This window comes from Streptomyces sp. NPDC049879 (assembly GCF_044461265.1).
Taxonomy (GTDB): Bacteria; Actinomycetota; Actinomycetes; order Streptomycetales; family Streptomycetaceae; genus Streptomyces.
In genome coordinates this window covers 250564-270873 of record NZ_JBITKT010000009.1, presented here as the reverse complement: position 1 = coordinate 270873, position 20310 = coordinate 250564, and the positions used below count along the sequence as shown (strand labels likewise).

At 74.3% G+C, this 20310-nt stretch carries 15 protein-coding genes; 4 read left to right on the top strand and 11 right to left on the bottom strand.

The features are described from left to right. Positions 1 to 16 precede the first annotated feature (16 nt). A complete protein-coding gene (gene sucC / locus ACIBPC_RS27745) occupies positions 17 to 1192 on the bottom strand; it encodes an ADP-forming succinate--CoA ligase subunit beta (RefSeq protein ID WP_362961555.1) in 1176 nt (391 codons plus the stop codon). Between the two features lie 217 nt (positions 1193 to 1409). Continuing rightward, on the bottom strand, positions 1410 to 1850 hold the full coding sequence (locus tag ACIBPC_RS27740; RefSeq protein ID WP_362961553.1) for a cobalamin B12-binding domain-containing protein: 441 nt from the start codon (positions 1848 to 1850) through the stop codon (positions 1410 to 1412). 335 nt (positions 1851 to 2185) lie between these two features. On the opposite strand from ACIBPC_RS27740, the gene ACIBPC_RS27735 reads away from it, so the two are divergent. Beyond that, positions 2186 to 3583, top strand: coding sequence for a M23 family metallopeptidase (locus ACIBPC_RS27735; RefSeq protein ID WP_398848393.1), 1398 nt, complete (start codon positions 2186 to 2188; stop codon positions 3581 to 3583). Positions 3584 to 3687: 104 nt separating this feature from the next. On the opposite strand, the gene ACIBPC_RS27730 is transcribed toward ACIBPC_RS27735, so the two are convergent. The 3 genes from ACIBPC_RS27730 to ACIBPC_RS27720 all read right to left on the bottom strand — a co-directional run bounded on the left by ACIBPC_RS27730 (position 3688) and on the right by ACIBPC_RS27720 (position 8014). Then, entirely contained in the window at positions 3688 to 4383 is a 696-nt protein-coding gene (locus ACIBPC_RS27730; RefSeq protein ID WP_362961549.1) for a hypothetical protein, read from the bottom strand. 153 nt (positions 4384 to 4536) lie between these two features. After that, positions 4537 to 7005: a DNA helicase PcrA gene (pcrA, locus tag ACIBPC_RS27725; RefSeq protein ID WP_362961547.1), complete on the bottom strand. Its 2469-nt coding sequence runs from the start codon at positions 7003 to 7005 to the stop codon at positions 4537 to 4539. A 223-nt stretch (positions 7006 to 7228) separates the two neighbouring features. Beyond that, positions 7229 to 8014 carry a class I SAM-dependent methyltransferase gene (locus ACIBPC_RS27720; RefSeq protein WP_398848391.1) on the bottom strand — a complete coding sequence of 262 codons (786 nt, stop codon included), beginning with the start codon at positions 8012 to 8014 and terminating at the stop codon, positions 7229 to 7231. A 102-nt stretch (positions 8015 to 8116) separates the two neighbouring features. On the opposite strand from ACIBPC_RS27720, the gene ACIBPC_RS27715 reads away from it, so the two are divergent. Beyond that, positions 8117 to 8614, top strand: coding sequence for an Lrp/AsnC family transcriptional regulator (locus ACIBPC_RS27715; protein ID WP_398848389.1), 498 nt, complete (start codon positions 8117 to 8119; stop codon positions 8612 to 8614). 13 nt (positions 8615 to 8627) lie between these two features. After that, entirely contained in the window at positions 8628 to 9017 is a 390-nt protein-coding gene (locus ACIBPC_RS27710; RefSeq protein ID WP_398848388.1) for an SRPBCC family protein, read from the top strand. A 160-nt stretch (positions 9018 to 9177) separates the two neighbouring features. Here ACIBPC_RS27710 and guaA read toward each other — a convergent pair whose 3' ends face one another. Then, a complete protein-coding gene (gene guaA, locus ACIBPC_RS27705) occupies positions 9178 to 10770 on the bottom strand; it encodes a glutamine-hydrolyzing GMP synthase (RefSeq protein WP_398848387.1) in 1593 nt (530 codons plus the stop codon). A gap of 318 nt (positions 10771 to 11088) precedes the next feature. Between guaA and ACIBPC_RS27700 the strand changes: the two genes are divergently transcribed. Next, positions 11089 to 11373, top strand: a complete 285-nt coding sequence (locus tag ACIBPC_RS27700) for a chorismate mutase (RefSeq protein WP_398848385.1) — start codon at positions 11089 to 11091, stop codon at positions 11371 to 11373. A gap of 371 nt (positions 11374 to 11744) precedes the next feature. Here the strand turns inward: ACIBPC_RS27700 and ACIBPC_RS27695 are convergent, their stop codons facing one another. The 5 genes from ACIBPC_RS27695 to ACIBPC_RS27675 form a co-directional block, all read right to left on the bottom strand. Then, positions 11745 to 13541: a GMC oxidoreductase gene (locus tag ACIBPC_RS27695; RefSeq protein ID WP_398848382.1), complete on the bottom strand. Its 1797-nt coding sequence runs from the start codon at positions 13539 to 13541 to the stop codon at positions 11745 to 11747. Continuing rightward, positions 13541 to 15115, bottom strand: a complete 1575-nt coding sequence (locus tag ACIBPC_RS27690; protein ID WP_398848380.1) for a succinic semialdehyde dehydrogenase — start codon at positions 15113 to 15115, stop codon at positions 13541 to 13543. Before ACIBPC_RS27690 ends, ACIBPC_RS27695 begins: the two co-directional genes overlap by 1 nt. A gap of 64 nt (positions 15116 to 15179) precedes the next feature. Further along, positions 15180 to 15902, bottom strand: coding sequence for a dienelactone hydrolase family protein (locus tag ACIBPC_RS27685; RefSeq protein WP_398848378.1), 723 nt, complete (start codon positions 15900 to 15902; stop codon positions 15180 to 15182). A gap of 864 nt (positions 15903 to 16766) precedes the next feature. Next, positions 16767 to 17183 carry a PGPGW domain-containing protein gene (locus ACIBPC_RS27680; protein ID WP_362961529.1) on the bottom strand — a complete coding sequence of 139 codons (417 nt, stop codon included), beginning with the start codon at positions 17181 to 17183 and terminating at the stop codon, positions 16767 to 16769. Between the two features lie 100 nt (positions 17184 to 17283). Continuing rightward, entirely contained in the window at positions 17284 to 20238 is a 2955-nt protein-coding gene (locus ACIBPC_RS27675) for a serine/threonine protein kinase (protein WP_398848376.1), read from the bottom strand. Positions 20239 to 20310: the final 72 nt, after the last annotated feature.

Here is a 20310-nt window from a genome sequence, read left to right as displayed (position 1 = left end):
GTGAGTGTCGGTTCCTTTACTTCGCGGCCAGCTCGGCGGCGCGGGCAGCCGCTCCGTCCATGGTGTCCACCTGCTCGACGAGCGGGTGGGCGGCGTCGGTGAGGATCTTCCGGCCCAGTTCGGCATTGTTGCCGTCGAGCCGCACGACGAGGGGCTTGCTGACGTTCTCGCCCTTGGTCTTCAGCAGTTCCAGGGCCTGCACGATGCCGTTGGCGACCGCGTCGCAGGCCGTGATGCCGCCGAAGACGTTCACGAAGACGGAGGTGACCTCGGGGTCGCTGAGGATGATCTCCAGGCCGTTGGCCATCACCTCGGCGGAGGCGCCGCCGCCGATGTCCAGGAAGTTGGCCGGCTTCACGCCGCCGTGGGCCTCGCCCGCGTAGGCGACGACGTCGAGGGTGCTCATCACGAGACCCGCGCCGTTGCCGATGATGCCGACGCTGCCGCCTTCCAGCTTCACGTAGTTGAGCCCGCGCTCCTTGGCGCGGGCCTCCAGCGGATTGGCCGCCGCCTTGTCCTCCAGGGCGGCGTGGTCGGGCTGGCGGAACTCGGCGTTCGCGTCGAGCGACACCTTGCCGTCCAGCGCGACGATCCGGCCCTCACCGGTCTTGACCAGCGGGTTGACCTCGACGAGGAGGGCGTCCTCCTTGACGAAGACGGTCCACAGGCGCTGGAGCACGTCCACGACCTGGTCGGCGATCTCGGCCGGGAACTTCGCCGCCTCGACGATCTCGCGTGCCTTGGCCTCGGTCACGCCCTCCACGGCGTCCACCGGGATCTTGGCGAGCGCCTCGGGGTTGTTGACCGCGACCTCCTCGATCTCCACGCCGCCCTCGACGGACGCCATGGCGAGGAACGTCCGGTTGGTGCGGTCGAGGAGGAAGGAGACGTAGTACTCGTCCACGATGTCGGCCGTCTGGGCCAGCATCACGCGGTGGACGGTGTGCCCCTTGATGTCCATCCCGAGGATCGCGCGGGCCTTCTCCACCGCGTCGTCCGGGTCGGCGGCCAGCTTGACGCCGCCCGCCTTGCCACGACCACCGGTCTTGACCTGCGCCTTGACGACCGCGCGGCCGCCGAGCCGCTCCGTCGCCTCGCGCGCCGCCTCCGGCGTGTCGATGACTTCACCGGCCAGCACCGGCACGTCATGCTTGGCGAAGAGATCCCTCGCCTGGTACTCGAACAGGTCCACGCGCGTCCGTCCCTCAATCTGGTGTCTCGCGGTTCGTTGTCAGCGTGGGCGTGCCGCGTCGTCGCGGCGTGAGCAACGGTCGCATCTGCAAGCGCCCGGCGCGTCGTGAGCAACGGACGCGTGGTGGGCGCCCGGCACGCGGCATGTCCGGAGACGAGCGTATCCGGGCCGTCCGGGGGGTCGTAAACCGCAGGTCACACGAGAGTGGTGAGACCGGTCACAATTCGGCCTTCCGGTCCCCTTCCGCACCGGTGCGCGCGGCCCCCACGTGCTCCTCCACCCACCGCACGATGTCACCGGTCGGGGCGCCCGGGGTGAAGATCGCGGCCACGCCGAGGTCGCGCAGCGGGGCGATGTCCTCGTCCGGGATGATGCCGCCGCCGAAGACGGTGATGTCGGCGGCGTCGCGTTCCCGCAAAAGCTCCAGCACACGGGCGAACAGGGTGTTGTGCGCGCCGGAGAGGATGGACAGGCCGATGGCGTCGGCGTCCTCCTGGATCGCGGTGTCCACGATCTGCTCCGGGCTCTGGTGCAGCCCCGTGTAGACGACCTCCATCCCCGCGTCGCGCAGGGCGCGGGCGATGACCTTCACGCCCCTGTCGTGCCCGTCGAGCCCCGGCTTGGCCACCACGACGCGGATCGGACCGTGAACACCCATCTGTGCCTCCAGTGCTTCCGGCGGCGCTGCCGGACGAGGGGGGGAACGTCGCTGCCGTCCCCGGATTTCCCCACGAGCATCCCCCATGAACGCCGCGCACGGCCCGGAAAGGCCACGGTTCGCCATCGATCAGAATTCGAACTGGCATCGAACACTTCGTGCGGTCTCGATGGGCACGCCGCCGAAAAGACGGCTTATTGCCCCTTTCCTCTCCGGGGGAAACCCGCGAACAGCCCGCGGAAGATTGTGGCCACGAGCCGGCGGCGGGTACAGTCGCCGCACTACAGCCGCGGGGGGCCACCCCAGCTCTGTTGTCGAGCCGAAAGGCATGGTCGGTGAGCGATCGTCTGCTGTCCGGGGTGACCGGGCATACGGATTACCCCGGCTTCGGCTCTTACCCCGGTACGGGGTACGGCACGCCAGATCCGTACGGCCAGGCCGCTTCCGGCTACGACGGCTCCGCCTCCTACGAGGGCGCGCAGTGGACGGCCACCGCGACCGTTCCCCAGGTCGAGCAGATGCAGCAGATGCAGATGCCCCAGATGTCCCAGACGCAGCAGCCCCAGCAGCGCGACCCCTGGTACGACCAGCAGCACACGTTCGCCCCCGGCCCGTGGGACACCGGCGCGGGCGTCGGCTACGCCGCCCCGTCCCTGCACGACTCGCCGACCAGCACCGTTCCCGTCCTCGACCAGGACCTGTACTCCGGCGCCTACGCGGGAGGTTACGACGGCGGGTATCCGCAGGAGGCGCCGCAGTACGCGGGCCCCGCGGCCGACTACGCGCCCGCCGACGGCACGTGGGACGGCCCGGCGGACGACGCGTTCGGCGGGGAGCACGAGGCGGACCAGGACCTCCGCGAGACGACCGCCGAGTTCGCCGCCTTCACGGCGCGCGACGACGAGCCCGGCCGGGCCGCCGCCCCTGACACGGCCGACGCCCCCGACGACCTGGTGGACGTCACCCCGCCGCAGCGCTCCGGCAGCCGCGGACGGCGGCGGTCGTCCGTACGGCCCCGCGCCCGCTCCGCGTTCCTGACCGTCGCCGCGCCCTCCCTGTGCGTCCTCGGCGTCACCGCCGTCGCCACCGCCGCGACCGTCAACGAGACGACGGGCACCACCGACGACCGCGCGCCGGTCGCCGCGCCCGACCCGGCCGAGGCCGAACCGATCGAGGCGAACGCCCAGTTCGACACCCAGCTCGTCAGCCTTTCCGCCGCCGCCGACGACCTCGCCGAACGCGCCAGCCGCACCCAGGGCCGCATGGACCTGGAGGTCCAGCAGGAACGGGAGGCCGAAGAGGCCGCCGAGGAGGCCGCGCGCGTCGAGGCGGCACGGCAGAAGTTCTTCATCCCCGTCGCGCAGCACGGCCTGAGCGCCTACTACGGCCAGGCGGGCGTCAACTGGATGTCCCAGCACACCGGCATCGACTTCCCCGTGAGCTACGGCTCACCGGTGATGGCGGCGACGGACGGCACCATCAGCACGCAGTGGCACCCCAGCTACGGCAACCTCGTCGTCCTCACCGCCGCCGACGGCACCGAGACCTGGTACGCGCACCTCGACAGCTCGGTCTACCAGTCGGGCTGGGTGCAGGCCGGCACCGTCATCGCCTACTCCGGCAACTCCGGCAACTCCACCGGCCCGCACCTCCACTTCGAGGTCAGGCCGGGCGGCGGCTCCGCGATCGACCCGCTGTCCTGGCTGCGCAGCCACGGCCTGGAGCCCACATAGACCCTCCGGACTCACACCCCGGAACGCCGGAAGGCCCGCCGTACCACCGTCCGCGAGGACAGGGAGTGGCGGGCCTTCCGGCGTGTGATGCGGTGCGGACCGGGTCAGGACGACCTGCGGGCCACCGTCTGCGCGATACCGAGCGCGCCGATCGGAGCCAGGATCCACAGGACGATGTCCACGGCTTCCACGCCGTCCGTCCAGACGTCCCACGTGTCACCGAAGTACTGGAAGAACGCGGTGAAGGCGCTGTCGTCGAAGCCCGGGTAGAAGTCCTCCACGATCAGCGCCATGCCCCACAGGTTGCCGAGGAGCATGGCGGCGACCGCCAGCAGGGCACCCGTGATGATGACCGGCCAGTTGCGCTTGGCGAAGAAGGCCGGGCCGAGACCGACGATGACACCCACGAGGACGGAGAGGTAGTTGAACTGCGTCACCTCGCCGGTGGTCTCGTCGAAGCTCGCCTTGAAGATGTAGCCGTAGAGCACACCGGCGACGATCGTGCCGAGCACCGCCAGCAGGATGGCGAGGCCCACGTTGTTGCCGGCCGGAGCCTGCTGGCCGGGCTGCATGTAGCCGCCGGGGGCGCCGTACGGGTTCGGCTGCTGGGGCGGGTAGCCGTAGCCAGGCTGCTGGGGAGGAGCGCCGTAAGGGTTGGGCTGCTGCTGGGGCGGGGCACCGTAGGGCGAGGCGGGCGGCGGGGGCGGGGCACCATACGGCTGCTGCGGCGCTCCACCGGGCGGGGGCGGCGGTCCGCCGTAACCGCCGTTGTCAGGCGCCGGCTGCCAAGGCTGGCTCATAAGTGTGTTCCCCCTGGGAATCCTTGGGTGTACGTACTCCGGGGACAGAGGAACTGGAGTACGAGCTTTGCAGGGAAGCTAACCGCTTCCGCCGCGCCCGGGACAAGCCCCTTCCCCGGTCTGTGACATATCGGCGACACTACCCGGCCGAGGTCACAGCTTCTCCACGGGGGCGTATCGGAGCAGCAGGCGCTTGGGCTTCTCACCACCGAAGTCGATGGTCGCCTCGGCCTTGTCGCCCGCGCCCTGCACCGAGACGACGGTCCCGAGACCGAAGCTGTCGTGCGTCACGCGGTCGCCCGCGGCGAGCGCCACGACGGGCCGGTCGGGGGTGCGTCCGGTGGCGAATCCGCGCGCGCCGAGCCGCCCGCGTTCGCTTCCGGAACCGGTACGGGAGCGCGACGGCACCGGGGTCGCCGGGAGCGTGGCCGGTCCGGAGCGGCGCCAGTCGAGGTGCGCCTCGGGGATCTCGTCGAGGAAGCGGGACGGCGGGTTGTGCTGCGGCTGGCCCCAGGCGCTGCGCAGCGCGGACCGCGTGACGTAGAGCCGCTGCCGGGCGCGGGTGATGCCGACGTAGGCGAGGCGGCGTTCCTCCTCCAGCTCCTTCGTCTTGCCGAGGGAGCGCATGTGCGGGAAGACGCCGTCCTCCATGCCGGTGAGGAAGACGACGGGGAATTCGAGGCCCTTGGCGGTGTGCAGCGTCATCAGGGTGATGACGCCCGCCTCCTGCGCCTCGGGGTCGGGGTCGTCGGGGATCTCGTCGGAGTCGGCGACGAGCGCGACGCGTTCGAGGAAGTCGGCGAGCGTGCCCGGGTCGTCCTCCTCGCGGTCCTGCTCGAACTCCAAGGCGACGGCGGCGAGTTCCTGGAGGTTCTCGACGCGCGTCTCGTCCTGCGGGTCGGTCGACGCCTGCAACTCGGCGAGGTAGCCGGTGCGTTCGAGGACCGCTTCGAGGACGGTCGCCGGGCCCGCGCCCGACTCGGCGACGGTCCGCAGCTCTTCGAGCAGGGTGTTGAAGCGCTTGACGGCGTTGAGCGAACGGGCGGCCATCCCGTACGCCTCGTCCACGCGCCGCAGCGCCTGGGCGAACGGGATGCGCTCGCGCTGCGCGAGGGCGTCGATCATCGCCTCGGCGCGGTCGCCGATGCCGCGCTTGGGCACGTTGAGGATGCGGCGCAGCGGCACGGTGTCCTCGGGGTTGGCGAGGACGCGCAGGTAGGCGAGGACGTCGCGGACCTCGCGGCGCTCGTAGAACCGGACGCCGCCGACGACCTTGTACGGCAGGCCGACGCGGATGAAGACCTCTTCGAAGACGCGGGACTGCGCGTTCGTCCGGTAGAAGACGGCGACCTCGCCGGGGCGTGCCTCGCCCTTGTCGGTGAGGCGGTCGATCTCGTCGGCGACGAACTGCGCCTCGTCGTGCTCGGTGTCGGCGACATAGCCGGTGATGCGGCTGCCCGCGCCCTCGTTGGTCCACAGGTTCTTGGGGCGGCGGTCCTCGTTGCGGGCGATGACGGCGTTGGCGGCTTCGAGGATCGTCTGCGTCGAGCGGTAGTTCTGCTCCAGCAGCAGCGTCGTGGCCTGCGGGAAGTCGTGCTCGAACTGGAGGATGTTGCGGATCGTCGCGCCGCGGAAGGCGTAGATCGACTGGTCGGCGTCGCCGACGACGCACAGCTCGGCCGGGTCCTGCTCGCCCACCAGGAGGCGGATCAGGGTGTACTGCGCGATGTTCGTGTCCTGGTACTCGTCCACCATGATGTGCCGGAAGCGGCGCCGGTAGTGCTCGGCGACGTCGGGGAACGCGTCGAGGAGGTGGACGGTCGTCATGATGATGTCGTCGAAGTCCAGCGCGTTGGCCTCGCGCAGCCGCGACTGGTACATGGTGTACGCCTCGGCGAGGGTCTTCTCGAAGCCGTCGGTCGCCTGCGCGGCGAAGTCCTCGGGGTCGATCAGCTCGTTCTTGAGGTTGGACACCTTGGCGCTGAACGACTTGGGCGGGAAGCGCTTCGGGTCGAGGTCCAGGTCGCGGCAGACGAGCGCCATCAGGCGGCGCGAGTCGGCGGCGTCGTAGATCGAGAAGCTGGACGTGAAGCCGAGCGTCTTGCTCTCGCGGCGCAGGATGCGGACGCACGCGCTGTGGAACGTCATGACCCACATCGCGTTCGCGCGCGGGCCGACCAGCTCCTCGACGCGCTCGCGCATCTCGCCCGCGGCCTTGTTGGTGAACGTGATGGCGAGGATCTGCCCCGGGTGCGCGCCGCGCGCCGCCAGCAGGTGCGCGATCCGGTGCGTCAGCACGCGGGTCTTGCCCGACCCGGCGCCCGCCACGATCAGCAGCGGCGCGCCACTGTGGGTGACGGCGGCGCGCTGCTGCTCGTTCAGCCCGGCGAGGAGCTGCGCGGGGTCCTGCACGGGCTTGCGGGCGCCGTTGCGGTAGAAGAGGTCGTCATCGGAGGCGCGCGGCTCGGCGAACGTGCCCGCGAACAGGTCGTGCGGCACCTCCTCGTGGGGCTCCTCGGGGCCGTACGCGCCCGGGTCCTCCGGCTCGTCGGGCACGCCGGGGCCCGCCGGGGCGGGGGAGCCGAGGCGGGTGAGGAAGTCGTCGTCGAAGAGGCCGCTCATCGGTGCCGAGTCTAGGCCCTGTCTGACAAATAGCGCCGTCCGCCGGAGGCGGGGGCGACGGCGGCTGGTGCGGTGCATCGCAAGGCGGAGGGATGCCCTCGTGCTGGAGCACTTGGGTATTCCGACAACGCAGCGAGGTGCCGTGCCGGCCGCCGTCGCCCAGGCGGGATTTGTCAGACAGGGCCTAGGGCGGCCCGCGGGGTGAACGGGTGGGGGGATCCCGTCACTGGCCCCAGGCACGTGAGGCGTGCCGGAGCACGACCGTCCGCATCCCGCCGGGCCCGCTCCGCTCGTGCGTCACCCGCAGCCCGGCCGTACGGCACTGGTCGAGCACCCAGGCGTGCGACAGCCGCAGCTTGCGGTAACTGCTCTTGCGCAGCGTCCAGTCGTCGGCCGGGCCGCTGCGGGTGTGCACCAGGTCGTGGACGACGACCGTGTAGTCGTCGTAGTCCTCCGGGTATTCGAGGAAGCAGGTCATGATCCGGTCCTCGGTGGCCCGCACGGGCAGGAACCGCTCGGTGCCGGTGAGCGGCCGGGTGAGGTCCCGGTACGCCAGCACCGCGAGGCCGCCGGGCGCGAGCGCCGTCGCGATGCCGCCGAGCAGCGCCGCGACGTCGCCCCGGGTCGGCAGGTGCGTCAGGGTGTCGCCGAGGCAGACGACGACCCCGGCCCCGCCTGGCCCGACGCGGTCGCGCAGCACGGCCCGCAGGTCCGCGTGGACCGGCTCGACGGCGGGTACGGCGGCGGCGTGCGCGGCCAGTTCGTCCAGCAGCGGGCGGCTCAGGTCCACGGCCAGCACCGGGTCGAAGCCGAGACCCGCCAGCGCGAGACTGCTGTGCCCGGGGCCGCAGCCCAGGTCCACGGCCAGCGGCCCCGCCGGGTCGGCCCCGACACCGAGGTCCGACAGCAGCGCGCGCTGGGCCGCGACGAGCGCCGGAACGTCCCCGCCCAGCATCCAGGTGTAGTGCTCCGCGAGAAGCCGGTCGTAGTGCTCGACAGCGGTCGCCATGGTGCGCGGGCCTTTCCTCGGGACGGCGGGACACCCTCGAATCTAGGCCGGTATACGGCCGGTTGGTGGCCCCGCCGAACGCTGTTCGGCGGGGGCGCGAGAATGGCGGCCGTGGACCCCATAGATTCGGCGATCCTCGGCCATCTCCAGCGCGACGCACGGCTGACCAACCGCGAGCTGGCCCGGCTGGTCGGCGTCGCCCCCTCCACCTGCCTGGAACGTGTCCGGAGCCTCCGCGCCCGCGGCGTGATCACCGGCTACCACGCGGCCGTCGAGCCCCGGGCCCTCGGCCGCACGCTCCAGGCCCTCGTCTTCGCGCGCCTGCGCCCGCTGAGCCGCGAGGTGATCACCAGCTTCGAGAGCTACCTGTACGAGCTGCCCGAGGTGGTGTCGGTCATGGTGGTGTCGGGCGACGAGGACTTCGTCGTGCACGTGGCCGTCCCCGACATCGAGCACCTGCACGGCTTCCTGATGGACCGCTTCAGCGCGCGCCGCGAGGTGGTGAGCTTCCGCAGCTCGATGATCTACCGGCGGACCGCGACCCGTACCCTCACCCCGATGACCGGCCCGGACGAGCGGAGCAGGCGCGCGGACCCGTGACACCGTGGGCCGCATGACGACGGTGACACTCCGCGCCTCGGGGCGCGCCGACGCGGCGGCGGTGTGGGAGCGGTACGCGCGTCCGGCGCTGTGGTCGTCCTGGTCCCCGCAGATCAGGGGCGTGCGGACGGGCGGCGAGCGGCTCGTCGCGGGGCTGACGGGCGAGGTGGTGACGTTCTTCGGCGTCCGCGTCCCGTTCACGGTCGAGGCGGTGGACGAGGCGCGGCGGGCCTGGACGTGGCGGGCGCGGCTCGGCCCGGTCGGCATCCGGCTGCACCACACCGTGGCGGCCCGTCCTGGCGGCGGGACGGTGACGGGGCTGCGCGCGGAGGGCGCGGCGCCGGTCGTCACCGCGTACGCCGGGCCCGCGTACGTCGCGCTGCGGCGCCTGGTCAGACCCTGACGCGTCCCCGGCCGTCGCGCGCGACCGGCGGCCCGGTCGGCCCTGGCCGCGAGCCGGCCGGAAGGTCGTCGGGGGGTATCGCGCCGTCCGCGTCCGCGTCGGGTGAGCGGTCACGACGCGGAGCGCCCCGGGCCGGAATCCGGGCCCGGGGTGCCGCCGCTCACTCCCACTCGATGGTGCCCGGGGGCTTGCTGGTGACGTCGAGGGTGACGCGGTTGACGTCCTTCACCTCGTTGGTGATCCGGTTGGAGATCTTCGCCAGCAGGTCGTAGGGCAGCCGGGACCAGTCGGCCGTCATGGCGTCCTCGGAGGAGACGGGCCGCAGCACGACGGGGTGGCCGTACGTCCGCCCGTCGCCCTGCACGCCGACGCTGCGCACGTCCGCGAGCAGCACCACGGGGCACTGCCAGATCTGCTGGTCGAGCCCGGCGGCCGTCAGCTCCTCGCGCACGATGGCGTCCGCCTGGCGCAGGATCGCGAGCCGCTCGGCCGTGACCTCGCCGATGATGCGGATGCCGAGCCCGGGGCCCGGGAACGGCTGGCGGTGCACGATCTCGTCCGGCAGGCCCAGCTCCTGCCCGACCATCCGCACCTCGTCCTTGAACAGCTTGCGCAGCGGCTCGACCAGCTCGAACTCCAGGTCCTCGGGGAGGCCGCCGACGTTGTGGTGCGACTTGATGTTGGCGGTGCCGGTGCCGCCGCCGGACTCGACCACGTCCGGGTAGAGCGTGCCCTGCACGAGGAACGCGACGTCCTCGCCCGCCGCGCCCGCCTCGGCGACCAGCTCGGCCTGCGCCTGCTCGAAGACGCGGATGAACTCGCGGCCGATGATCTTCCGCTTCTGCTCCGGGTCCGACACCCCGGCCAGGGCGGACAGGAAGCGGTCGGCGGCGTCCACGACGCGCAGCCGTACGCCCGTCGCCGCCACGAAGTCCTTCTCGACCTGCTCGGTCTCGCCCTCGCGCATCAGGCCGTGGTCCACGTAGACGCAGGTCAGCCGGTCGCCGATGGCGCGCTGCACGAGCGCGGCGGCGACGGCGGAGTCCACGCCGCCTGACAGCCCGCAGATCGCGCGCTTGGCGCCGACCTGGGCGCGGATCGCCTCGATCTGCTCCTCGGCGATGGACCCCGGCGTCCACGTGGGGGCGAGCCCGGCGCCGCGGTACAGGAAGTGTTCGAGGACCTGCTGGCCGTGGGTGGAGTGCATGACCTCCGGGTGGTGCTGCACGCCGTAGAGGCGCCGCTCGTCGTTCTCGAACGCGGCGACCGGCACGGTGTCCGTGGACGCGGTGACGGTGAAGCCCTCGGGCGCGGCCGAGCAGGCGTCGCCGTGCGACATCCACACCTGCTGCTCGTCGGGGGTGCCCTCGAAGAGGGTGGAGGCGGAGCGGCTGACGGACAGGCGCGTGGCGCCGTACTCGCGGGCGCCGGTGTTGTCGACCGTGCCGCCGAGCGTCCGGGCCATCAGCTGGAAGCCGTAGCACATGCCGAAGACGGGCACCCCGGCCTCGAACAGCGCGGGGTCGATGCCCGGGGCGCCGTCCGCGTACACCGACGAGGGGCCGCCGGAGAGGATGATCGCGCCCGGCTCGCGGGCGAGCATCTCGGCCACCGGTGTGGTGGACGGCACCACCTCGCTGTAGACGCGGGCCTCGCGGACCCGGCGGGCGATGAGCTGCGCGTACTGGGCGCCGAAGTCGACGACGAGGACCGGGCGGGGGCCCGTGTCTGCCACTTCTGCCACGTCTGTCACGAGGAGCCTTCCGTGCCTTCCGGTGGTGCTGCCGCCCGGCGGGCCGGGCGGTGCGTGCGATGGGGAGGTGCGATGAGAGTACGGGACGGTCTCTCGCCTCCGAGTCTAGATGGCATACTCGGAGGCATGCTCCGTACCGCTCAGCACCGCTCCTTTACCTATGGCACCGGCCCGGCCGGCTGCCACAGGGAGCGCTGCACGCGGTACTGACCAGCAGCGTCCTTCGCGCCCCGGGCCCCCAGCGGCTGCCCGGGGCGCTCGCTTTTCTCCGGTGGCCGCCGTCGCTTCCGACCGCCCACCCACCAGAGGAGAACCCCTGTGAGCAGCACCACCACCGGCACCACGACCGACGCGGCCGCCGCCGAGCGGACCATCGCCGCCGCCCGCGCCAGGATCGACGCGCTGGACGAACGGATCATCGCCCTGATCACCGAACGCGTCGCCGCCTCCGCCGAGGTCCAGCGCGCCCGCATCTCGGCGGGCGGCCGCCGCGTCCACCTGGCGCGCGAGAACGAGATCCTCCGCCGCTACCGCGCGGGCCTCGGCGGCGCGGGCACCGACGTCGCGATGCGGCTGCTCGAACTGTGCCGCGGCACCCTCTGAACGTGCCTCTCCCCCAGCCCCGCGTAAAGCACAGGCCCCGCCTGTCACCCGTACGGAGCGTGACCGACGGCGCGCGGGCTTCGTTGAAGGGTTTGTCCCCGGGGCGATGAGACGCACCGGCCCTCCGCGGTGTGGCGAGGGCGGGCGCGTCGTGGGACCTCGCTCCGGTGCGGTGGCCGGGCAGCAGGGGACAGCGGGCCGGTCACGACCTCGGCGGCCGGCTCCCGGGACGCCGGGGGCCGGTCGCCGTACCGCCACCCCACCTCTCCCCCACCCGGCGGGCCGCCGAAGACCGTCGCTCAGGCGCCGCCCTGTCGCCCGCGCGACCACGGGCCCCGGCCACCCCCCGGCCGGGGCCCGTTCCCCTGCCGTCAGTTCTGCCCGCGGGGCCGCGGTACGGGCGGGACCGGCAGGAGCAGCGCGCCGAACGCCGTCGCGGGCACGGCCGGGCGGTCCGGGGCCACGGGCGGCAGCGTGCGGTACGGCGCGCCCTGCGGCGGGCGGGGGTCGGCGGCGCCCTTGTTCGGCCACAGGGCCATGGCGCGTTCCGCCTGGGCGGTGATGGTCAGCGACGGGTTGACGCCGAGGTTCGCCGAGACCGCCGAGCCGTCCACGACGGAGATCCCCGGGTGGCCCCACAGGCGGTGGTACGGGTCCACGACGCCGCGCGCCGGGTCGGCGCCGATCGGGCAGCCGCCGAGGAAGTGGGCGGTCAGCGGGGTGCCGAGCAGCTCGCCGACGTTCGTGCCCGCGAAGCCGTTGATGTCCTCGGCGAGCCGCCGGGCCGCCTCGGCGCCCTGCGGGATGTGGTCCGGGTTGGGCGCGCCGTGGCCCTGCCGCGCGGTCAGCCTGCCCCGGCCGGGCGGGCGGCGGCGCCGGTAGGTCGTGAGGGAATTGTCGTGCGTCTGCATGACGAGGCCGATGATCGTGCGCTCTGACCACTTGCGGTTGGAGAGGGAGCGGAGGAACCGCCCGGGGTGGCGCAGGGCCGCCGCCGCGAAGGCGAGGGCCCGGGGCAGGCGGGGCGCGCGGGGGAACTGCTGGATGGACAGGAAGCCCATCGCGTTCGACCCCCTGCCGTAGCGGACCGGTTCGATGTGCGTGTGCGCGTCCGGGTGGATGGACGAGGTGATGGCCACGCCGCGCGTGAAGTCCGGGGTGGCGTCGGCGCCGTGGCGTGCGCGGTAGCGGCGGGGGGTGGTGTGGGCGCCCACGAGGGCCTCGGAGTTGGTGCGGGTGAGGGAGCCGAGGCGGTCGGAGAGGTGCGGGAGGGTGCCCGAGTCGCGCATGCGGTGCAGGAGTTGCTGGGTGCCGTACGTACCGGCGGCGAGGACGACGTGCCGGGCGCGCAGTGTGCGGGCGCGGGAGCGGCGGCGGGCGCCGGTGGGCATGGTCGTGACGATGTGCCCCGCGCCGTTCGGGAGTTCGGCGACGGCGGTGACGGTCGTCAGCGGGTGGACCTCGGCGCCCGCGCGCTCGGCGAGGTGGAGGTAGTTCTCGGTCAGCGTGTTCTTGGCGCCGTGGCGGCAGCCGGTCATGCACTCGCCGCACTCGGTGCAGGCGCGGCGGGCGGGCCCCGCGCCGCCGAAGTACGGGTCGGGCACCTCCTGTCCTGGGCGGGTGGCGGACGCGCCGTCCGCGTCCCGTTCGTCGCCGAAGAAGACACCCACCGGCGCGAGGTGGAACGTGTCGCCCACGCCCATCCGTTCGGCGGCGGCGCGCAGGTGCCTGTCGGACGGGGTGAGCGTCGGGTTGACGCGGACGCCGAGCATCCGCCGGGCCTGCGCGTAGTAAGGGGCCAGCTCCGCCCGCCAGTCGGTGATGCCGCCCCACTGGCGGTCCTCGAAGAAGGCGGCGGGCGGGACGTACAGGGTGTTCGCGTAGTTGAGCGAGCCGCCGCCGACGCCCGCTCCTGCGAGGATCATCACGCCGCGCAGGAGGTGGATGCGCTGGATGCCGAAGAGGCGCAGCCGGGGTGCCCAGAGGTAGTTGCGTATGTCCCAGGAGGTGCGCGGCAGTTCGTGCCGGGCGAAGCGGCGGCCCGCCTCCAGGACGGCGACGCGGTAGCCCTTCTCGGTGAGCCGCAGGGCGGCGACGGAGCCGCCGAACCCCGAGCCGACCACCACGACGTCGTAGTCGTACGCGGCGTCGTCCGCGGTGCCGGTCATCAGCGCCACCTCAGCGTCTTGAGCGCCTTCAGGGAACGGGTCAGCAGCGCCGCGTACCGCCGGTCGTCCATGCCGAACGCGGGGGCGAGCGGCATCAGGCGCTGCTCGGCGACCGTCTGCGCCTCGGTGTAGCGCAGGATGCCCTCGGCGCCGTGGCGGCGGCCGATGCCCGAGTCGCCCCGGCCGCCCATGGGCGCGCGGACGCTGCCGTACGCGGCGGCGTAGCCCTCGTTGACGTTGACCGTGCCGGTGCGCAGGCGGGCGGCGACGCGGCGGGCGTGGCGGGCGTCGCGCGACCAGACGCTCGCGTTGAGGCCGTACGGGCCCTCGTTGGCGCGGGCGACGGCGTCGTCCTCGTCGGTGAAGCGGTGGACGGCGACGACGGGTCCGAACGTCTCCTGGTCGTACGCGAGCATCGGCGGGCGCACGCCGGTCAGGATCGTCGGCTCGTGGAACCACGGGCCCAGGTCGGGGCGCGGCGCGCCGCCCGCGACGACGGTCGCCCCGTGCGCGACGGCGTCCTCGACGTGCCGCCGCACCGTGTCGAACTGCGCCTGGGACGCGAGCGATCCGAGGTCCGTGCCCCAGTCGAGCGCCGGGCCCATCGTCAGCGCGCGGGTGCGGGCGGCGAAGCGGTCGAGGAACGTGCCGGCGAGCGACTCGTGCACGTAGATCCGCTCGGCGGAGACGCACAGCTGGCCCGCCGAGGAGAAGCAGGCGCGGACGGCGCCCTCGGCGGCCCGTTCCACGTCGGCGTCGGCGAGGACCAGCAGCGGGTTCTTGCCGCCCAGTTCGAGGCTCGCGCCGACGAGGCGGGCGGCGGCGCCGCGCGCGACCTCGCGGCCGGTGCGCGTGGAGCCGGTGAACGTGACGTAGTCCGCGTGCCGGACGAGCAGCGGGCCCGTGACGGGGCCCTCGCCGAGGACGATCTGCCAGACGTCGGCGGGCAGTCCCGCGTCGATCATCAGGCGGCGGGCCCACAGCGCGGTGAGGGCGGTCTCGGTGTCCGGCTTCATGACGACGGCGTTGCCCGCGACGAGGGCGGGCAGCGCGTCGCCCGCCGAGAGTTCGAGCGGGTAGTTCCACGGCGAGATGTGGCCGACGACGCCGCGCGGGTGGCGCAGTTCGCGGACCCGGGTGAGCAGCGGGATGACACCGCCGTGCCGCCGGGGCCGCAGGTAGGCGGGGGCGGCGCGGCCGTAGTGCCTGGCCGCCTGGCAGACGGCCTGGACCTCCTCGTGCGCGTGCAGTCGCGCCTTGCCGGTCTCCAGCTGCACGAGGTCGAGCACCTCGTCCTGGCGGCGCAGCAGCGCGTCGTGGAACCGGAGGAGCACGGCCGCCCGCCGCCGTACCGGCCACGCCGCCCAGGCGGGCTGGGCGGCGCGGGCGCGGCCGAAGGCGGCGGCGACCTCGGCCTCGGTGGCGGCGGGCAGCTCGGCGAGCCGGGCGCCGGTGAACGGGCTGTGGCAGGCGGTGCGTTCGCTGCCCGCGATGTCACCGGTCAGTGTGCGGACCAGACCGGCGGTGACCACGCGGGCGGCGACGGCCTGTGCTTCGGACTCCGCTGTCGTCATGACGGGAGCGTACGACCGCACCGCACCGCGTGCCTACCCGCCGGTAACGCCCGGCCCGCCGGTCTCACTTCAGATGGCGGCCGAAGAACCGGTTGCCGTCCTCCACCTCGAACCACGGGGTGCCGGTGTGGCCGCCCGTGTTGGCGTGCAGCGTCTTCTCGGTGGTGCCGAAGGCGTCGAACAGGTCCAGGGCGCGCTGCCGGGGGTTCCCCTCGTCGTCCCACTGGAGGAGGAGCAGCAGCGGAACGGTGACCCGCCGCGCCTCCTCGCGCTGCGCGCGGGGCACGTAACCCCCCGCGAAGAAACCGGCGGCGGCGATGCGCGGCTCGGCCACCGCCAGCCCGATGCCGACGGCCGTCCACCCGGAGTAGCCGACCGGGCCGCCGATCTCCGGCAGCGCGAGGAGGGCGTCCAGGGTGGCCCGCCATTCGGGGACCGCCTGCGCGACAAGCGGGCCGACGAGGGACTCGAAGATCTCGTCCACCGGCTCGCCGGCCTGCATCGCGCGGCGGAGGTCGGCGCGGACCCGCTCGTCGGCGGCGGACCGGGGCCGGTCGCCGCAGCCGGGGGTGTCGATGGAAGCCACCGCGTAGCCGTACGCGGCGCAGTGCCGGGCGCGGGCCACCAGCCGGGGCTGGACGCGGGGCAGGCCGTTGTTGTGGGCCATGAGGATCAGGGGGAGGGGGGCGGCGGACTCGGGCGTCCAGAGGGTGCCGGGGGTCTCGCCGAGGATGAACTCGCGCTCGGTGATGCCGTCGTCGAGGCGTCGTTCGCTGGTGAATCGCATGGTCGTGTCCTTCGGGAGTGCGCTGGTGATCGGCGCTCCCGGGCGACCTACCGCCCGACCGTGACCCCAGAGGGGAGCACCCATGTCAGAACTGTGTCCACGGGTACCACCTCCTCGATGTCTCGCACGGCCACCGGCACGCTAGCAGCGGCCACCACGGCCCGGCCAACGGTTTTCCGCCCCCACGCGACCGGGCCCCGGCGTTCCCAGCCCCAGACGCATCCCTCCCGCCCCGCACAGCCCGCCCTTCGCGGATCGCTGCCGAGCGAGACGAGACCCCCAGCGGCCGGATGGGCGGCCGTCCGCGAGCGCCCTCGCGGCCGAGGACCCGACGCGGTCGTCTCACCGCTCTGCCGCACCGGCCGCCACGCCCGTGACCGTCTCCCCCGAGCCTCCGGCAGCTCCCGGCCCGGCGGACGAGAGGCGCCCGCGCGCTGCCGGGACACCCGCGCGTTCCGGCACAAGGGCTTCCTCCCGTACAAGGCTCGTCGCGGCAGCCGCGCACGAGCACGCTCGTGGTCCACGGCCTCGCGCCGTCGTCTCACCGCGTTCCGTGTCGCCGGTCCAAGGCGGAGCCGGGCGGTCCCGGCCGACAGGCAAGGGCCCCACCGCGCGCACGACCACCTCGCCGGGGGTCCTGCCGCGTCTGCCGGCCCACCGTTCCGGCACGAGAGCGTCCCTCCGCTGCACGGCGCTCCACCCCGGGAGCCGCGCCGGGTGGACGGTCCTCAGCGCCCGCGCAGCGCCCTTCCGCGGCATCCACGCCGCGCGGAACGGCAGCCATGCGCCCGCCCGGCGGAGACGGCCCCCGCGCCGTCGTCTCACCGCATCGCCGTGCGCCGTAGCGCGGCACCCCCGCGCGCGTCAGTCCTCGTGCGCCTTTATCCGCTGCCTGGGGCCGTGCACCTGGCGGTAGCTCCACACGAGCAGCCCGGCCAGCACCAGCCCCGACAGGATCAGCCCCGAGCCGACGCTCCAGCCGTGGAACGGCACCTCAGGCACCACCCCCCACACCACGCCCGCCCCGATCAGGCACAGCGCCGCGAGCACCGAGCCCGCGATCCGCCATCCGGAGGACACGCTCTCCTCCGACGCCCACACGGCGCGCACCCGCACCGGCTCGATGTACCGGTCCACGCTCGGGAACTCGCGCCCGAGCACCAGCAGGCCCGCCAGGACCAGCAGCAGCCCCGGGCCCGGCAGGACGAGCAGTGCCAGGCCGATCAGCAGCAGTACGCCCCCGGCGGTCAGCGCGAACGCGCGCCTGATGTGCCGTGCCATGTGATCCCCTCCGCGGGCGGCCGTCGTCCCGGCAACCGTAGCTGTGTTCGGGACGGGAACCACGCATCGCCCGCCATCGGGTGCCGCGCCGGACCGCCGCCTACTCCCCCGCGCGGTAGCTCGCGGCCGTCACGCCGTAGACCTCCGCGAGCCGCTCCTCCTCGGCAGCGGGGCCGCGGACGAGCACGACGTGGTAGGCGTCGTCGACGAGCATCACCCGGTTGTAGGCGACGAGGTCCTCGTCCTCTCGCCAACGGAAGACGCCCTCGGCCATCTCGACGTTGCCCACCCGCGTCTGGATGAGGCTGGACTCCTCGCCGAACTGGTACGCGCGGTACGCGCCCAGCTCCGGCTGCCGCGTGAGCTGGTACGCCATCGGGTCCACGCCGGAGTCAGCCGCGCCGTCCCTGCCGGGCACGACGACGATCTCCAGCGCCCCGTCCGCGTACACGATCCGGCCGCCGCCGTCCTCGCGGCGCTGCCAGCCGTCCGGCACGGTGAGGCTGAAACCGGCCGCGTCCTGCTGGGCCGTGTACCCCTCCGGCGGGGGCGCTGGCTCCTGGTCGCCCTCCGCCGGGGACGGGCGGGTCGCGTCCTCGGTCGGCTCGGACGACGGCGTGTCCGCGCCGCCGTCCCCGCCGTCGCCCGTCGGGTCGGGCGAGGGCTCCTCCTCGGCCGGTGGCTGCTCCTGCGCCGTGCCGCCGCCGCCCGCCGAGGGGTCGTCGCGCGTCCCGGTGTCCGACATGAACGCGAGGACGTACGCGATCCCGCCCGCGAGTCCGAGCAGCACCAGTACGAGCAGCAGCTTGCCGAGCCTGCGCGGGCTGCTGCCCGGCGCGCGCGGCTTGCGCTGCCTCGGCCTGCGGCGCGGCCCGACCAGCTCGCCCCGGCGGCGCACGATCGGCAGCCGCCTCGGGTCGGCGGGGCGGCCCGGCTCCAGCGCGGGCGGCGCGGTGACCGTGCGGCGGCCGACCTCGGGCTCGGGCGCGGAGCGCAGCAGCGACCGCAGCCAGCCGCGCAGCTCCTCGGCGCTCGGCCGCTCGGTCGGGTCCTGGCGCAGCAGCGATTCGACGATGGGGCGCAGCGCGCCGCAGTCCTCGGCGAACGCGGGCTGCTCGCCGCAGACGGCCTCGACCAGCTCGGCGGCGCTGTCCTCGGGGTAGGGCGGGTAGCCCTGCACGGCGCGGAACAGCAGGGCGCCCAGCGCCCAGAAGTCCGCCGGGGGGCCGACGGGGGGTGCGAGCTGCCAGTGGTCGTGGACGGGACCGGCCTGTTCTGGCGCCCAGCGCTCGGTCACGGCGCCGACGGTCATGATGCGCGCCTGGCGGGCGCGTTCTGCGGCGAGCGCGCCCTCGGGGCCGCGGTAGCGCCCGCCGGGGGCGGTGGCGGACCGCTGCGCGGGCAGGAGGGCGGGGTCGGCGGGCGGGCGGGCTTCCCGCCGCTCCTGCCGCTCCTGCGGCTCGTGCTCCCGGCGCGGCGGTTGCGGCTGCTCCGGCTGGCGGTGATGCTGCTGGTCCTGCGGGTGCTGGTGGTGCTGGGCGGGTGACTCCCAGCCGCTGCGCGCGGGCTGCGGGGGACGCCCGGCGGGCCGGTCGGCGCTCGGCGGCTCGCCCTGGCGCCTGGCGGCGGCCGCCTGCGTGCCGGCGCGGTACGCGGCGATGGCGCCGCTGCGCGCCGCGCGGTCCGCCGCGGACCCGCCGCCGGCCGCCGGGGGCCGCGCGGACGGCGCGCCGGGGCCTGTGCGGCCCTCGGGGCCCGTGCCGTTCTCGAAGTCCCAGGTGGCGGGCAGCGGGTCGCCACCGTGGCCGGTCTCGTCGGCCGCGGGGCGCGCCCAGCGCTCGTAGGACGCGGTCGTCTCGCCGTGCGGGCGGATGCGCGCGGCGCTCTCGCCCCGGCCGCCGGCGCCCTGCCGGTCCTCGCGCGGGGACGGGGCTTCCGGCGCGCCGTGCCAGTCGTGGCCCGCCACGGGTCCAGGGCCGGTGCGGCCGGTCTCGCGTTCCCAGCCTTCCGGGACGGGCGGCAGCGCCGTCGTCTCGTCGGCCCACGGGTCGGGGCGGCCGGGGGAACGCTCGGGGGCGCGCCGTTCCCAGCCCTCGGGGACGGGCGGCAGCGCCGCGGTCTCGTCGGCCCACGGGTCGGGGCGGCCGGGGGCGCGTTCGGGCGCCTCCTCGTACGGCTCCCAGCTCTCGGGCGCCCACGGGCCGGTCGCGCCGCCGCTGCGCTCCCAGCGGTCGAGCGCCTCGGCGGGCGGCTCGACGGGGCGCACGTCGTCCGGGTGCGGGGCGTCCGGGCGCGGGGCGGCCGGGTGGGGGGCCGCCGGGTGCGGCGTGGCGGGCGGCGGCTGGGCGGCGGCGCGGGGGCCCTCGACGGCGCGCGGGCCGTCCGTGCCCGGGGCCGCGTCGCGCGGCGCGGGGAGCGTGCGGGGCGCCGCCGCGAAGGTGTCGGGCACCCCGGCGGGCGGCGGCAGCGGGTCGTAGCCGCAGAGTACTTCCTCGGCGGCGCCCGCGACCAGGCCGGTCAGCAGGGCGCGCCCGTCGTCCAGGATCAGCACGGTGCGGGCGGTGACGTTGCGGTGCGTCCAGCCGTGCGCGTGCACGATGCGCAGGGCCGCCAGCAGGTCGGCGGCGACCTCGGCGGCGCGGAACGGGCCGAGCCGCCGCTCGGCGAGCAGCGCGGCCAGCGGCCTGCCGGAGACCAGCTCGCTGACGATCCACAGGCCGCCGCCCTGCACGAAGACGTCGAAGACCTGGTCGAGCCTGGGGTGGTCGGGGAGCCGGGCGGCGGCCATCGCCGCCTCCAGCGCGCGCCGGACCACCGGGTCGTCCGGCGTGCGGGTGGCACGGTCGCGGTCGCGCGCGCCGGGCCCGCCCGGGCCGCGTCCGTCCGCGTCCAGCACCTCGGCGTCGAGCACCTCGGGCAGCGGGACCTGGCGTACGAGGACTTCCTGCCCGCTCGCCGTGTCGAACGCCCGGGACTCGGCGAACTCGAACTCCTCGGACGGCAGTCTCGGCAGGCGATAGCGATCGGCAAGCAGTCGTCCCGCGTAGTGATCCACGCCGCCTCCCCACCGCGCCGCGCCGTCCCGACGATTCCGGTCTCACACGATACGTGCCATGGACGCACCACG

What these genes read in the sequence shown, in the direction of transcription:
- ACIBPC_RS27695 (WP_398848382.1), bottom strand. Translation starts at nt 13,541, where the DNA reads ATGACCGGCACCGCGGACGACGCCGCGTACGACTACGACGTCGTGGTG.
- ACIBPC_RS27720 (WP_398848391.1), bottom strand. Translation starts at nt 8,014, where the DNA reads ATGGCGACCGCTGTCGAGCACTACGACCGGCTTCTCGCGGAGCACTAC.
- ACIBPC_RS27740 (WP_362961553.1), bottom strand. Translation starts at nt 1,850, where the DNA reads ATGGGTGTTCACGGTCCGATCCGCGTCGTGGTGGCCAAGCCGGGGCTC.
- ACIBPC_RS27715 (WP_398848389.1), top strand. Translation starts at nt 8,117, where the DNA reads ATGGCGGCCGTGGACCCCATAGATTCGGCGATCCTCGGCCATCTCCAG.
- pcrA (WP_362961547.1), bottom strand. Translation starts at nt 7,005, where the DNA reads ATGAGCGGCCTCTTCGACGACGACTTCCTCACCCGCCTCGGCTCCCCC.
- ACIBPC_RS27730 (WP_362961549.1), bottom strand. Translation starts at nt 4,383, where the DNA reads ATGAGCCAGCCTTGGCAGCCGGCGCCTGACAACGGCGGTTACGGCGGA.
- ACIBPC_RS27690 (WP_398848380.1), bottom strand. Translation starts at nt 15,115, where the DNA reads ATGACGACAGCGGAGTCCGAAGCACAGGCCGTCGCCGCCCGCGTGGTC.
- ACIBPC_RS27710 (WP_398848388.1), top strand. Translation starts at nt 8,628, where the DNA reads ATGACGACGGTGACACTCCGCGCCTCGGGGCGCGCCGACGCGGCGGCG.
- ACIBPC_RS27685 (WP_398848378.1), bottom strand. Translation starts at nt 15,902, where the DNA reads ATGCGATTCACCAGCGAACGACGCCTCGACGACGGCATCACCGAGCGC.
- ACIBPC_RS27680 (WP_362961529.1), bottom strand. Translation starts at nt 17,183, where the DNA reads ATGGCACGGCACATCAGGCGCGCGTTCGCGCTGACCGCCGGGGGCGTA.